Genomic DNA, 14767 nt, shown 5'->3' on the forward strand with positions numbered 1-14767 from the left:
TTAAACATTTAATGAAACCTGCAGTTTTCTAAATACAATCTAAGACCTGTTTTTCCTCAAATAAATTTTGAAATTGTAAAACAGAGAATTACACACCAAACCATTACGATGATAAAACCTGCTTTCAGATTTTTATCATTGTCCCAGTTGTATGTTACTGCTTTAATTGTGCTTTCCGTAATAATGTTTTTTGGTATTAATTTTACGGTCCAATAAATTCCGAGGGGCAATAAAATCAGATCATCAAGCAAACCGATTATGGGTATAAAATCCGGGATTAAATCTATCGGACTCAAAGCGTAACCGATTATTAAAACAATCAGTGCTTTGGGTATCCAAGGAGTTTCTGGATGTTGGTAAGCCAAATGCAGAACGACGAGTTCGGTCTTGAGTTTATTGGCTTTTTCTTTTATTTTTTTTAAAAGCTGCATCTGTTTTTTAAATTTAAGCAAACTGGATCGTGAGATCTTTCATTTTAATGTAGAATGAATTCCTCGGATCCCTGTATTATCATCATCCTTTTTATTTATTTCACCTCTTTAATTTATTTTATTGGAAACCACTTCCTGGAAATAAATATTATTAGAAAAAGCCAACTGTAGCCTAATGCAAAGCTGGCAATTACATCACTTGGAAAGTGAACTCTCAAATAAATTCTGCTAATACCAATGAACAATGACAGTAGAATTAAAAATAATATCATTGCAAATTTTAAATACTTTGGAATGTCTGAAACCCACACCAAATAAGCGATCGCCCCATAAAATATAAAACTGAATGTAGTGTGCCCACTGGGGAAACTAAAACCTGTTTCCGCATATAATAGTGGATATGGCGGTCTTGTCCTTTCAAACATTTTCTTAAATGCTGATAATAGCAACAAACCTCCACCTCCTGAAATGAAAAGAAATACAGACTCTCTTTTTTTCTTAAATATAAAAAATGCACCCACGACAATGGGAAATACGTAAATCATTAATTCTGGCGCAGAAAAATTTGTGATGGACAGCATCAATTGATTTAATCTCTGATGAACGATGAAATTTTTGAAAAATAAAAAAATTGTTTCATCAAATGCACCTTCTTTTTCTAAAACAATTTCATCTGTAATGGCAAAAAAAACCACTAATGAAATTATAAAAAAAGCAATCGAGATCAGTAAATATTTGGAAGAATCTTTGACATAATTTTTCAGGACCTGCGTATATTTCATTTTAATTTCTTGTGATTTTTTTTATCAAAAAATAGAATGTTTTCCGAAGCACAAACGCTAAACTTTAAAGAAGTTCTTGTTAACTTATCAGTTCGTTTTTGGATCTGTTTCTTTAAAATTTATTATATTTAGTAACGATGTAAAACAATAAAGACAAAGCAACTAGAAATCCACCAATCACCGCAATCGCCAAAGGCTGATGCATTTGTGCCCTTTCCCGGAACTTTTTCTACACTTTTTTGAAATTTGCCGGTAATAATCCAGAAATCTATCAATGTCTGTTCCAAAAAATTTAATTTCAATCGCTTACGCGGCTAATCAATTCCCCGAGCATATTGAATTTTCTAAGCTGTGACATGGTAAATTGAACGGTTTATTCATATAAGTTTTATCGTCAGAGTTGGACTTCAATTCTGACGCAAAAACATCAAAGCCAAATAAAGAACTAATGTGCGAATTACTTTTCTTCCTGATTTTTGAAAGTATATTGCTACTGGGGTAAATCCTTATTAATAAAACATTCACTGGAATAATGACTTTTGAACTCTTGTTTAATCTGACTCAATCGAACCAAGTCTTCTATAAAAGTGTTTGAAGATAATCCAGTCTGGGTCACTATCCCGCAAATTTCCTGACAACAGGCAAGTTGCGGGATTTCTTTTTGAGATGAGATGAAGAACTTAGCCGGAACTTCCCGCGCCGATATTAAAAAAAAACTTATTTTTGTAGAGCGCTTCTCCAAAAGATCCGTTCTACCAAATACAATCAATGATGAAAAAAACAATATTTCTGTTCGCCTTCTTTTTCTCACTGCTTACTTTTGCCCAGATTAAAGTGGTGAAAAACGAGTCACTCGTGGAAGTGGGAAAAGACAATTCTGTCGGACTTTATAAAAAACAGAACAAATACACCTTCAATTATCAGGACATCAATACCAGTAACCTGAATACCTTCAGGAATTTTTCATTTCTGGATGTGAATAAGGATTTCGAGGGACTATACAACCTGATTTCAGAAGGCTTTATAGATATGCCGGCTTCAGATGTAACGCTGGAGCTTCCAAACGATATTCTGGACCTTCATTATGAAATCAACTACGGCCAGATCACCGTGCAATTCATCCATTACATCAACAAGAATAAAAAAATGATCGGGAAAACCCATTTCCTGACTAAAAAACAGGTCGATAAAATTTTTGGTAAAAAGGCAAATTCGGCTCAAAGCACTGCAAAGCTTTTGCAGTCTGGCCCATCTACCACTAAAAAAACAGTTCCAAAAAATAAAAAATAAATCTTCTTTCAAATAAAAACCCATTCTTTTGAGTGGGTTTTTTATTTTTGCATAAATCATTTCAAATATGGCTCTTCAAATCATCGGTTTAACAAAGAAGTTCGGCGAACAGACCGCGCTGAACGACATTAACCTCACTATAGACAGGAACGAAATCATTGGACTTCTGGGACCCAACGGCGCCGGAAAATCCACTTTAATGAAATCCATTACCGGGGTACTGAAAATTGATGAGGGCCAGATCGTGTTCAACGGGAACGATATCTCTGAACATGAGATCCTTAGCAAGAAAAACATCGGTTTTCTGCCGGAAAATAATCCGCTCTATCCGGAAATGTTTGTAAAAGAATACCTTTCTTACGTCGCCGACCTGCATAAAATCGAAAAAGGACGGGTTGATGAAGTCATCGAACTCGTGGGCATTACGCCGGAAAAATCCAAGAAAATCTCCCAACTTTCAAAAGGATACAAACAGCGTGTCGATTTGGCGCAGGCGATCCTTCACTCTCCTGACCTTCTCATACTTGATGAACCCACAAACGGACTGGATCCGAACCAAATCATTGAAATCCGGAACGTCATCAAAGAAATCGGAAAAGAAAAAACGGTCATTCTTTCCACGCACATTATGCAGGAAGTGGAAGCGCTGTGTACGAGGGTTATCCTCATCCACAACGGCAATATTATTCAGGATTCCCCGGTGGAAGAATTTAAGGGCAAATTTGAAAGCCTTGAAGAAGCCTTTACGAGCTACACCGCCTAGATTTTCAGATAAAGAACAAAAAAAAGCTGCCCCTAAAAAGTGTCTGACTTTTTGGAGCATTCCAATTCCGGAACAGCATTCTGGTTAAATGAATTGATACGCCACAATTGATTATACAGGATTCGATTTATCAGGATGCTAATTAAGTAAAAAAGATGGATTCCCCCATTTTCATCCTTCGCAGGCTATAAAAATTACAAATTATTTCGTCCTTCATTCTTTTTAACCTATAGATTGAATAGCACCATATATAAAGCTAACTTTTTGGCTTATACTGGATTGAAGGCAAAATACCTTCAGCAGACGCCTCATGCAATATCTTATAAAAAAACAATATTAAATTTTTCGGCATTTGTAAAATATGGTTCATAAATAGAGTATATTCGTAAACATTTTAACCAAAAACTCTATTTTATGAATCAAAAACTACTCAAAGGGCTATCATTCGCTTTTGTTTTGGGATTCTGTAGCATGAATGCACAGGTTTTTCAAGCATGGCCAATCCAGTCAGGCTTTAATGCCGATGTTATTGCAAACGGGACAGGTCCGTCTGCTTCCTCTACCACGATGGATGTGGATGGCGTTAACTACAATTTTGTCTCAAGGGATTTTAAACCCACTGCAGCCAGTCCGGATCTTACTTACGGGCTTCCGCTTACCGGGCAGTTTAATTCTGCTGTTGCAGCCACGCCGAATTTGCCTTATCAACTCGCCTCCTACAGTGGAAACAATTCACTGCGGCTTGCTGCAGCCGGTAATAACGGAACACTTACATTTGCATCGCCGGCCCGCGCTTATAAACTCTACATGCTTTCAACCAGTGGCAGCGGTACGGCCACTCTGGATGTAGTGGTTAATTTTACCGATGCCAGTTCCCAAACCTTCACCGGTGTCGCCATATCAGACTGGTACAACGGCACCAATTTCGCCATCCAGGGATTTGGAAGGGTTTTAAGGACTACTGATGTGCTGGAGAGCGGAAGCGGAACCAACCCTCGTCTTTATCAGAATACCCTTACGCTTGATGTGGCCAATCAGGCCAAACTGATCCAGAGTGTCACCCTAACCAAAACGGCAACCGGAACCGGTGTCGCGAATGTTTTTGGATTTTCTGCTGATGCTGTCGTTACGTGTGCGCCTCCTTCTGCTCTAGTTGCGTCAGCACCAACCGTAAATTCGGCCCAGATTGCATGGACGCCCCCTACAACAGGCACACCGTCCAGCTATGAAGTGTATTACAACACTACGAATGTGATGCCGACTGATGCTACCCCCGCTACCCTAACCGGCGTTACCGGAACTTCAACCACTTTATCGTCTCTGGCTTCTAATACCACCTACTATGTATGGATTCGGTCTAACTGTGGAACGCCGGGACCTTGGGGAAGTATCGGAACCCAGTTCACTACACTCTGCGGCATTTTTAATGCCCCATATACCGAAAATTTCGATACCACTTCTGTTGGTTCATCCACCAATAACAATGCACCGGCTTGCTGGTCGTATCTGGAAACAGCAGGATTTGCGGGTTATGGATATGTGAGCAGTGGGTCTTCTTCCACCACTCCAAACAGTTATTACCTTTATAATTCTTCAGCCACCACCGGAAGTCACATGCTGGTTTCCCCCCAGACGGCGGGTTTATCAGACGGTAGTAAGAGAGTACGTTTCAGTGCCCGGGCGGGCACAGCAGGTTACACGCTCCAGTTGGGAACGTTGAGCAATTCTGCAGATGCCAATACTTTTACTGCAGTAGGTTCTGTAATATCACTTACCACCACTTTCGCACCTTATACAGTAAATATTCCTGCGGGATCAGATGCATATCTGGCTTTTAAACACGGAATGGGCGGAACATTTAGGGGTATTTATATAGACAATATCATTGTTGAAAACATTCCAACGTGTCTGGAACCAACAGGTCTCACCTCCTCCAACGTACAGGCCACTTCTGCAGATTTCACCTGGACTCCTTCGGCAACAGTCCCGGCTCCGGTTTACGAAATCTATTATGCACCAACAGGGTCGGCTGCCCCAACTGCAGCTACCGCACCACTTTTTACCGGTATCAATTTAAATACATTTACCCTCGCCGGTTTAACTCCCGGAACCGGATATTGCCTGTGGGTTCGGTCTTCCTGCAGCTCTACGGACAAGAGTCCGTGGTCGAATTCCTCATGTTTTGCCACTACTCCTGGCAATGACAACTGCGCAACGCCAATTCAGCTTATTCCGGGAGGTTCATTCGCCCAAAATATGCAAACGGCGAACAATCTTGGTGCTACTCCAACATCCGACACCAGTGCCACGCACTCCTGTCAGGCTACAGCTTTCAATGAAGTTTGGTATTCCGTAACGGTTCCTGCAAGCGGAAATCTTACAATTGAAACCAATTCGGTTTCGGGATCTACCGTAACCGATACCGTACTGAGTATCTTTACAGGCTCGTGCGGAGCCCTTACCCAAATAGGCTGTGATGACGATTCTTCTACAGACGGAAATTTCTCAAAGTACAGCTTAACAGGACAAACTCCGGGGGCTACTCTCCTGATCGCGATATGGAACTACTCCAATTCAACAGCCGGGCAGTTTAAAATCTCCGCCTACGATTCTTCCCTCGGCACTTCCGAGGCCGGAACGAAAGAACAAATCCAGCTTTACCCGAATCCGTTCAGTGATGTACTGAACATCCGTAACGCACGGGAACTGAATGGAATTACCGTGATAGATGCATCCGGCAGAACGGTGAAATCTTTAAAACCTGAAGTGCAGCTTCACCTGGGTGATCTGCAGGCAGGCATTTACTTCCTGAAACTTGAATTTAAAGACGGCAGCACAAAAATCATGAAGACCGTGAAAAAGTAAGTCAAATTAATTGACCTCTAAAATGAAGGCTGTTCGAAAGAGCAGCCTTCTTTGTTTGATCACCATGAGGGAAGATCAGAAATACCCGCGGCCTTTTTCAAAACGCTTCTGACTCACGCGAAATAAATTTCTATATTTGATTAAGCAAAGCGGAGTGACTACGCGGAAGGTTTGAGTGAATTTTTATATCGATTGGCGAAGTTGGGAATTGGAAATTAATCCCAGATCAGGAAAAATACAGCGTATTCGCGTTGGTCTTCTTACGGAATAGCAGTGTAAAAAGGCTTTAAAACTAACAGAGAAGAAATAAGAGGTGGATGTTCGATGAATATTATCCTGGGAAAACACACAAGAAGTTGAAAAGTAAACTGGTCACCACAAATCGCTAATTAGTTTAGGAACTTGGTGCAAAGCTAATCATCTAAAATTTTTAAAATGAGAACCTTTCTATTTATATTCATGCATATCAGCATTTTTTGTTTTTCACAAGAAAATAAATGTGCACGTATCATTGATTCAATTAATGCACCTCTTTTTGAAAAGAAACCTGCTTTGTCTCAGAAAATAAAGAAACTGGCGATTAAAAATGAAGATTCATTGAACTGGTATTACTATAAAGGACTGGTAAATCAATTTAGCAGAGAAAATTATTTAATTGTGCGCTCTTCCGGCAGCAGCAAATATACGGTGCCTCTTCAGAGGTGCATCAGTTATGTACTCCTGGATTGGCAAACTGCTGATTATTATACAAAAAAAGGGGTTTTAGCAAAAAGAAAACAAACCTTTTTTGACAGAATATCCAGTGAACGATATTTAATATTTAATAAGTATAAGGCAGTTCCTTCAGTAGGTTTGGGTGATGCTTTGTTTAAAATGAATCTGGAAGGTTTTATAAAAATTTTAGAAGAAAACAACATTACTCCACAAACAACGAAAATGAGGACAGGAAGAAATGGGGGAAAGTTATTCATTAGTAAACATATTACGCCTTCTGGTTCTTTTTGGGAATATGAACTAATGTTTACTGGGGATCCTTTTATTTCTGTCCTTGTCGCAGACAGCACAAAAAAAGCTATTGTCACGACTTATGATTTTGAACTCAAAAATGTGAATGACGAAATGGTAAATGAATATTATAAAATTAAAGATTCAATTTTATATCCCAAAAATGATGGGTTTATTCTAAATGAAAATCAGATTATTGAAATATTAACAAAAAACCGTATTAACGAAACAGCAATAAATATTAAAAAATATGCAGGCAGAACATGGTTAGTCCAAACAAATATCGACCCCAATGGGGTTAAAAAATCTCAACCGGTTTTGCTTTTGATTGATGATAAAAACGGGAATATCTTAATTGACATCAATAAATATCCTCCAGATATCTTTGGAGAGCAGCAATTCATCAACGACTTCAATACAATTTTAAGAAACAGAACGGAGTGAGGAGATAATATAATGAAAGCTTTCTGAGAATATACACAAGCACTCCCATTTAATTACCTTTTATGAAAAAAAGCAAACGCATATTTATATCTGTATTATTATCCTTCTGTGCATTTTATGTGTTTACCAGTTGTGACTCAGGCAAATTGAATGACGATGACTATAAAATATTGCAGGATGTTGTTGAAAACCGGATTACTGTTGATGATACAGAAAACGATATTTCTTTGAAAAACCTCGTAAAGGGAAGTAAAGAGTACAATAAGAAACAACTGGACATGTATTTAAACCAGACTTTTAAAAGTGATTATTATTATAGTTTAGATGACTCATTGTTTGTTTTTAAGGAACACCATTTTATAAACTCTGTAATGCGGGAAAATCAATTTTACCGTACAATTCCCACCACAAAGCCTGTAAAATTTGAGTTTACAAAACTTCATAATAAAGAGCATCTTATCAAGATAGACAAAACCTCCCCTTTGATGAAATCTGAAAATTACATTGGTGGTTTCAAAATATCAAGGATCTATTATTTTGAAGATAAAGCCATGGTTATTCTGGTACAAAAACCTGATGCAAAGAAAAAGAGTGATGGAGGAAGAGCGGTATTGTTTTATAAAAAGGAAAATGATAAATGGAAACTTTATCGTGAAATGGGAATTCCATTTAAATATAACAATGAAGAAATTGTTTTATAAACCCTAAATACAGCTGCTCCCCACGCCGCGAAAGACCCCTAACCATACGCGAAATAAATTTCTATATTTGATAAAAGTAAAGCAGATTGACCTCAAGAAAATTTGTGAAATCATGTGAGGTTTTTTAATTAATTTCAAAAAATGTACAAACTATTTTATTTTGCTCTATTAATTTTAAATATAGATGCACTAAAATGTCTTGTTGTTCAGGGAATGAAATTTTTAGCAAGAAAAATGTACTGACCCCAAATCTCGGTGTCTGGATTGGCATCGTTGTAATCTATATTTTTTTTCCTCTAATTTATTGCGTCTTCGGTCGCAGATTGAATAATAATAAGTTTATAAATTATGTAATTTACATTTTATTTTTTTTGCTTCCACTGACTGTTTTTAGTAGGACCAATTATTTACTTATTAGCCTATTTGTTTATATAACGACATTGTACATAGTATCTATTCCGCTGCGAAAAGTCTCCTGACTTTGTTCTGTGGCATTTGAGTTACCCTTAAATACTCAACTCAAAAAAAGCTGCTCCTTCCGGAACAGCCTTCTGATTTAGTAAATATCCAATTATTTATATGCCTCAATCGCTTTGTTGATCAGATCAACCTGCTGATTGATGGTCGGGCTCGATGGATTGGCTTTTAGTACTGCCATTTTCTTTGCGAGGCCGTCTTTCAGGATCTGCACGATCATCATTTTCGCCTGTGGGTTTTCTCCGATCTGGCTTTTTACCTGAGTCAGCACTTTCGTTACATTTTCCGTCGCCTTCAGGTTGTCGGAATTCATAATCCAGTTGAAGCCTTCTTCTGCAGCACTTCCCAGTTCGGGATTCTGGAACTTCAGGAACGGATAGAACGCCGCAGTTGACGCTATCGCGGGCATCTGCTTTTCAATCTTATTTTTCACGATTACCGGCAACAGTTCAGCAATCAAGTCATCGCTTGCACCTTCAAGATCGATCTTGTCAGCCAATGCTACGACTCTTGCAGGATCCAACGCTGAAATTCCGGTCAGGGAACTCGCTTTTACGGAATTGGATACGGCGTTCATGCCTTTTTCAAAAAGAGGCAGGTATTTTTTATCTTTTGTCTTCGCCAAAGCCGAGATCGCCGCACCCTGGACGAGTGTTTTCGGATCGTTTGCGGCCATTTTCTCCACCTCAGCCAGAGCAGACTTTGCCTGGTCGGATTTCGACAAATCCAGACCGCTTAATGCTTTCATGCGAATTCTAAAGTTTGGATCCTTCAGAGCAGCCACCAGAGTTTTCAGGGAAACCGGGCTTTTAGCAGCGCTCTCGGCCGCATTTTCCACGGCTCTGTAGCGGCTCAGAAATTCTTTGGACCCGGTGTACTGCATCGCGTACTGTTCCGGAGTTTTGGTATCGGTGAATTCACCCAACAAAACACCGTCTGCATTAATATTCACCAGCTCAGGGTTTTTGGAAACCGGAAACGTGAAGGTGTTTTTTTCCTTTGCACTCACCCACACGTTTTTACGCGAAGCCTTGCCGTTCTCATACACATCAATCGCCAGAGGAAACTGGAAACTGGCACCCACCTGGTCTTGGCTCACCGTTACCGTCACCTGTTTTTTCACCGGTTCGAATGTCATTGTGGAAGAGACTTTCGGGTGGCCGCTGCCGTAATACCACTGGTTGAAGAACCACGTCAGGTCTTTTCCGGATACTTTCTCGAGGGAAAGCCGAAGCTGCTGTGCTTCACCGGTTCCGTATTCGTTGGTTTTCAGATAATCGTTAAGACCCGCAAAAAAGGCATCATCGCCGAGATAATTGCGGAGCATGTGCAGCGTGGAGCCGCCTTTGTTGTAGGAAACCCCGTCGAACATGTCTTCCTGCGAATGGTAATTGAACCGTACGAGGTCTTTCGACACGTTTGAAGGGTCGCGGAAATAACCTTCCGCCGCTTTCATCAATGTATAATCGGCGAAATCTTTTCCGTATTTGTATTCGTTCCAGAGGTATTCTGAATAATTCGCGAACGATTCGTTCACGGTCAGGTTGCTCCAGCTTTCCGCCGTCACCAGATCCCCGAACCAGTGGTGAAAAAGTTCATGGGATATCACGTCTTCCCATTTGTTTTCATCGATGAGGTCGCCGGGTTTCTGCTGTGCCGACTGCTGATGAAGGGTCGCCGTAGTATTTTCCATGGCACCGGAGACATAATCGCGGGCGGTGATCTGCGCATATTTAGCCCAAGGATAATCGTAGTTGAGTTTTTTCGAGAAGAATTCCATCATTTCCGGCGTATTCCCGAAAATCTGTTTGGCGTACGGTTCGTATTCCTTTTCCACATAATAATCCACGGGAATATTTCTCCATTTGTCCTTTACCACGGCATAATCGCCGACTCCCATAAAGAAGAGGTACGGCGCATGTTTTTTGTCCATAACCCAATGATCGGTCCGCATTCCGTTGGCTTCTTTTGTGGAGGATTTCATGATTCCGTTTGATAAGGTCACGTATTTGTCGGGAACGGTCATGTAGATTTCCTCAGTGGTCTTCTGATTCGGTTTGTCTACCGTCGGGAACCATGCCGAACTGGCTTCAGTTTCACCCTGCGTCCAGATCTGGGTGGGCTTGTCGGCATCTTTTCCCTGTGCATTGACGAAATAGAGGCCTTTGGCTTCCGTTATCGCAGCGCTGCCCTGCGTCTTCACCTCATTCGGACGGGCTGTGTATTTGATGTATACGGTATAATCCTGGTTGCGGTTATAGGTTTTGTCTAAACTGATCGTTAATTTATCGCCCTTATACTCATATTTCAGAGGCGTTTTGGTACCGTTTTTATCCAGTGCCACTTCGTGGATGAGCATGGCTTTCGCATCCAGAACAAGAGAATCCGACGGATAGAAGTAAGGAGCTGCCGTGAGCCACTCCTCTCCGTTCATCTGTTCTTTTGCATAATCGAAGTTTACTTTGAGTTTCGTATGCTTGAGTTCGGTAGATTTCTGGTGCGTCAGTCTGTATTCTGTTCTGCCGGAAGTTTCCGTCTGGGCAAAGACATTCCCGGTGAAGAGAATCCCGAGCAAACCAATGGAAATGATCAGTTTTTTCATAAATATTTAAGGTTTTTTGTTTAAAAAAGTATCGAAGAGGTCATTTACCAAGCCGTCGAAATCACCACTTTTCAGCTGCTCTTTCCCTTTCGTGACGGCTTTTTTCAGGTCGCTCTCCGTTTGGGCCTCATCCATGATCTCTACAGATCTGATGCCTTTGATCTGAATCAGAAGCTCAGCCAGTTTTTCAACAGAAGCCTGCTCTTCGAGGTTGATTTTAAGTGATTTCATTATTCTCTGGTAAAGGTATAACTGGCCCCGGACTGGTTCAGGATCATCTGCTTTTTAGGAGCGTCAAATTCGAGTTCAATTCCTGCCGCGTCGAATTTAAATGTTTTCGGAGAGGTGGCTTCAAGCGGAAATTCGCTCTGGCCTGTAGCCTGGGCAAAGAGAAGACCGTTTTTCACCGTGACGGTAATTTTGAGCGGTAATGATGGTGAGGCATAGGTGCCCTCCAGTTTCTTCAGTTCTTCTGCAGGCACCGCCACGGTTTTAAAGGACGGGATATCAAAATCCTTTCCCGATGCGGCACTCAGTGCGGCAAGGGAGATGCGGTTGTTATCGAAGGCGGAGCCATTGCTGATCATGGCATAACCAGTTTTGGTATCCGGAAAATAATAGAGTGCCGAAGTGAAGCCGTCAATCCCGCCGCTATGGCCATAGCCGGTTGATTCATTAAAAGGCACGGTAAAGAGACCGTAGCCGTAGCCGTCCGTCATCTTCATCATTTTGTGAAGGCTTTCTGCAGACACGAGTTTTCCATTAAACAGTCCTTCTGCAAATTTCAGAAGATCTGCTGCAGTTGAAACCACTCCTCCCGCACCGGATGGAACTGACATATCCGTCTCGCCGTCCCTTACATAATTCTCTGCAAAAATATAGGAATAGGCTTCCTTATTCGAAGGAATGATCTTTCCGCCGTAATAGGTATTTTTTAACGAGAGCGGTTTTGTGATTTTTTCTTCCAGCAGTTTGGCAAAAGGTTTTTTATAAACGGATTCCAGAATATAGCTCAGGAGGATATAGTTCGAATTGCTGTAGCTCATCTCAGCTCCCGGTTCAAAGTCATTTCCGCCCGATACAATCCGGGTAACCATCTGCTCATGACTTTGTGCCGACTTGCTCCATACCTGATAATCGGACAGATCGGTAACATTGTGAATGCCGCTGCGGTGGTTCAGAAGCTGTTCGACCGTTATTTTGTCAGCGTTTTTAATCTGCGGAAAATACTTTGAAAGTGGATCCTCCAGTTTCAGTCTATTTTCCTCCAGTGCTTTCATGACAAGAACTGCCGTGAATGTCTTGCTGATGGAACCGATCCTGAATTTCGTGTCGGGGGTATTTTTAATGTTGTTTTCAGCATCGGCAAAACCGAATGCACTGTTATAAATGGTTTTACCTTCCTTGGAGACGGCAACACTGCCCATGAATTTCTTGTTCTGATCCAGAGCGTTCATCAAGGTATTCATTTTCTCGGTGTTGAAGGTCTGTGCAAAACCGGAGCAGAAAGCCAGTACAGCTAAAAAAGCAGTAAATCTGTTCATATGGTGGTCATTTGGTTGAAAAATTAGTCTTAAAAGACCGCGAACCGTTACAAAAAAAGTGAAGACAGGCTTCACTTTATATTTTAGACTGCAACCGGCGCCTTGATTCCCGGATAGGGATCATAATTCTCCAGTGTAAAGTCTTCAAACCTGAAACTGAAGAGGTCTCGTACCTCAGGATTCAGTTTCATGACCGGCAAGGGACGCGGGGTTCGGGTGAGCTGTTTCTTCACCTGTTCGAAATGATTGTTGTAAATGTGTACATCGCCAAAAGTGTGGACGTAATCGCCCACTTCCAGATCACAGACCTGCGCAACCATCAGCAGCAGCAGTGCGTAACTGGCGATGTTGAACGGAACACCAAGAAAAACATCGGCGCTTCTTTGGTACAACTGAAGCGACAGTTTGCCGTCGGCGACATAAAACTGAAACAGGGCATGACAGGGCGCCAATGCCATATTCGGGATCTCCGAAACATTCCATGCAGAAACGATGAGGCGTCGGGAATCCGGATTCTTCTTGATCTGATCGATGACGTCGGAAATCTGATCTATCACTTTTCCGTCGGCTCCGGTCCAGCTCCGCCACTGCGCCCCGTACACCGGTCCGAGGTCACCATTTTCGTCGGCCCACTCATTCCAGATGCTCACGCCGTTATCCGTGAGGTATTTGATATTCGTGTCGCCATTCAGGAACCAGAGCAGTTCATAGATAATCGACTTCAGATGTACTTTTTTCGTTGTGACCAAAGGAAAACCTTCGCGCAGGTCATAGCGGAGCTGATAACCGAAAATGCTTCGCGTGCCGGTTCCGGTACGGTCGGTTTTATCGGTACCATTGTCGAGTATATGCTGAAGGAGGGAGAGGTAGTTTTGCATTTTGAAGGATGAGGGATGAATTATGAAGTATGAGTTATGAGTTATGAGTTATGAAGGAATTAATTTTGCATTATGGATGAAGTGTTAATTTTGAATTGTGGATTTTGGATGATGAATTGAAGGCGTTTTGGTTTACTGATGCGGTGAAGGGCTACAAAGCCCGCTGTTATAACAGAGTGATATCCGCAGCGTTCCCATTTCATCCTTCATATTTCATCCTTTTTACATGAATTCATTTACACCAATACATGGTTCAAATTTAATAAATATTTTTTACCGTATGCGTTATTCCGTTCAGGGTGAAGGACTCTCCTTTCTTTTTTCCGTGCAGGGCTTTTGCAAGCGGACTTTCAGTTGAAACGGTCATGATCTTCCGGTCGTCCATATGGATTTCCCCAACCGCCGTGGCGATGTAAAAATGTCCGGCGCCGGTCTCTACCAATGCCCCAAAATCTGAGGCACTGCTTTCGGAAGGCAAAAGTTTCTTTACAGCAGTTTGCTGAATCTGGGTTTCGTTAAGCTGGCGCTGCAGGTTCCGGATCTCCTGCTCCACCATTTCGCGCGACGTTTCGTATTTGTCGCCCATGGAACTTTTGGTTTCAGTGTTGGCTTCGCGGGTCTGGGAAATAAGGAGTTCCAGATGTTTGATCTTTTCGGTGAGCCGGGTCTTTACGGTGATGACGAGTTGTGTTTTATCCATGGGTTCGCAGATGGGTTACGAAGGGCTCAAAAATTATTTTTTTTTCACGGCTGCTAAAATAAGGAAAAAGAGAGAATGCGACTGTAGCGGGATCATTTTGTTTTTATAAAAAATAAAACACAACGACACAGCGTATCAAACGTGCCATTCTGACATCCATTAAAACGGTTGCTAATCCGGCCTTAGTCCGGCCACAGTCCGGCCGCAGTCTGGCCCTAAACGGTATTAAAATCTTAACGGCTTCTGTCATCTTGTCATAATTTTTGTTAACTGATATTTGATAGA

General features: G+C 41.4%; 12 protein-coding genes. 5 read left to right on the plus strand and 7 right to left on the minus strand.

The features are described from left to right. Positions 1 to 56 precede the first annotated feature (56 nt). Positions 57 to 431, minus strand: a complete 375-nt coding sequence (locus tag FUA25_RS11270; RefSeq protein ID WP_147757027.1) for a YkvA family protein — start codon at positions 429 to 431, stop codon at positions 57 to 59. Positions 432 to 544: 113 nt separating this feature from the next. After that, positions 545 to 1213 carry a phosphatase PAP2 family protein gene (locus tag FUA25_RS11275; RefSeq protein ID WP_147757028.1) on the minus strand — a complete coding sequence of 223 codons (669 nt, stop codon included), beginning with the start codon at positions 1211 to 1213 and terminating at the stop codon, positions 545 to 547. A gap of 768 nt (positions 1214 to 1981) precedes the next feature. Here FUA25_RS11275 and FUA25_RS11280 point away from each other — a divergent pair. From FUA25_RS11280 to FUA25_RS11300, 5 genes are all read left to right on the plus strand, one after another. Further along, positions 1982 to 2503, plus strand: coding sequence for a hypothetical protein (locus FUA25_RS11280; RefSeq protein ID WP_147757029.1), 522 nt, complete (start codon positions 1982 to 1984; stop codon positions 2501 to 2503). A 67-nt stretch (positions 2504 to 2570) separates the two neighbouring features. Next, on the plus strand, positions 2571 to 3266 hold the full coding sequence (locus FUA25_RS11285) for an ABC transporter ATP-binding protein (protein ID WP_147757030.1): 696 nt from the start codon (positions 2571 to 2573) through the stop codon (positions 3264 to 3266). Between the two features lie 414 nt (positions 3267 to 3680). Further along, positions 3681 to 6131 carry a fibronectin type III domain-containing protein gene (locus FUA25_RS11290; protein WP_147757031.1) on the plus strand — a complete coding sequence of 817 codons (2451 nt, stop codon included), beginning with the start codon at positions 3681 to 3683 and terminating at the stop codon, positions 6129 to 6131. Between the two features lie 435 nt (positions 6132 to 6566). Continuing rightward, the gene (locus FUA25_RS11295; protein WP_147757032.1) at positions 6567 to 7580 is read left to right on the plus strand and encodes a hypothetical protein; all 1014 of its coding nucleotides are present in this window, start codon (positions 6567 to 6569) and stop codon (positions 7578 to 7580) included. Between the two features lie 62 nt (positions 7581 to 7642). Beyond that, the gene (locus tag FUA25_RS11300; protein WP_147757033.1) at positions 7643 to 8281 is read left to right on the plus strand and encodes a hypothetical protein; all 639 of its coding nucleotides are present in this window, start codon (positions 7643 to 7645) and stop codon (positions 8279 to 8281) included. Between the two features lie 571 nt (positions 8282 to 8852). On the opposite strand, the gene FUA25_RS11305 is transcribed toward FUA25_RS11300, so the two are convergent. The 5 genes from FUA25_RS11305 to FUA25_RS11325 all read right to left on the minus strand — a co-directional run bounded on the left by FUA25_RS11305 (position 8853) and on the right by FUA25_RS11325 (position 14482). Then, a complete protein-coding gene (locus FUA25_RS11305; protein WP_147757034.1) occupies positions 8853 to 11360 on the minus strand; it encodes a M1 family metallopeptidase in 2508 nt (835 codons plus the stop codon). Between the two features lie 6 nt (positions 11361 to 11366). After that, a complete protein-coding gene (locus FUA25_RS11310; protein WP_147757035.1) occupies positions 11367 to 11591 on the minus strand; it encodes a hypothetical protein in 225 nt (74 codons plus the stop codon). Beyond that, positions 11591 to 12904: a serine hydrolase domain-containing protein gene (locus FUA25_RS11315; RefSeq protein WP_147757036.1), complete on the minus strand. Its 1314-nt coding sequence runs from the start codon at positions 12902 to 12904 to the stop codon at positions 11591 to 11593. The genes FUA25_RS11310 and FUA25_RS11315 overlap by 1 nt, the downstream gene beginning before the upstream one ends. 83 nt (positions 12905 to 12987) lie before the next feature. Next, on the minus strand, positions 12988 to 13782 hold the full coding sequence (locus FUA25_RS11320; protein WP_147757037.1) for a thymidylate synthase: 795 nt from the start codon (positions 13780 to 13782) through the stop codon (positions 12988 to 12990). Between the two features lie 259 nt (positions 13783 to 14041). Continuing rightward, the gene (locus FUA25_RS11325; protein ID WP_147757038.1) at positions 14042 to 14482 is read right to left on the minus strand and encodes a GreA/GreB family elongation factor; all 441 of its coding nucleotides are present in this window, start codon (positions 14480 to 14482) and stop codon (positions 14042 to 14044) included. Positions 14483 to 14767 lie beyond the last annotated feature (285 nt).

Source organism: Chryseobacterium sp. (assembly GCF_008014695.1).
Lineage (GTDB): Bacteria > Bacteroidota > Bacteroidia > Flavobacteriales > Weeksellaceae > Kaistella.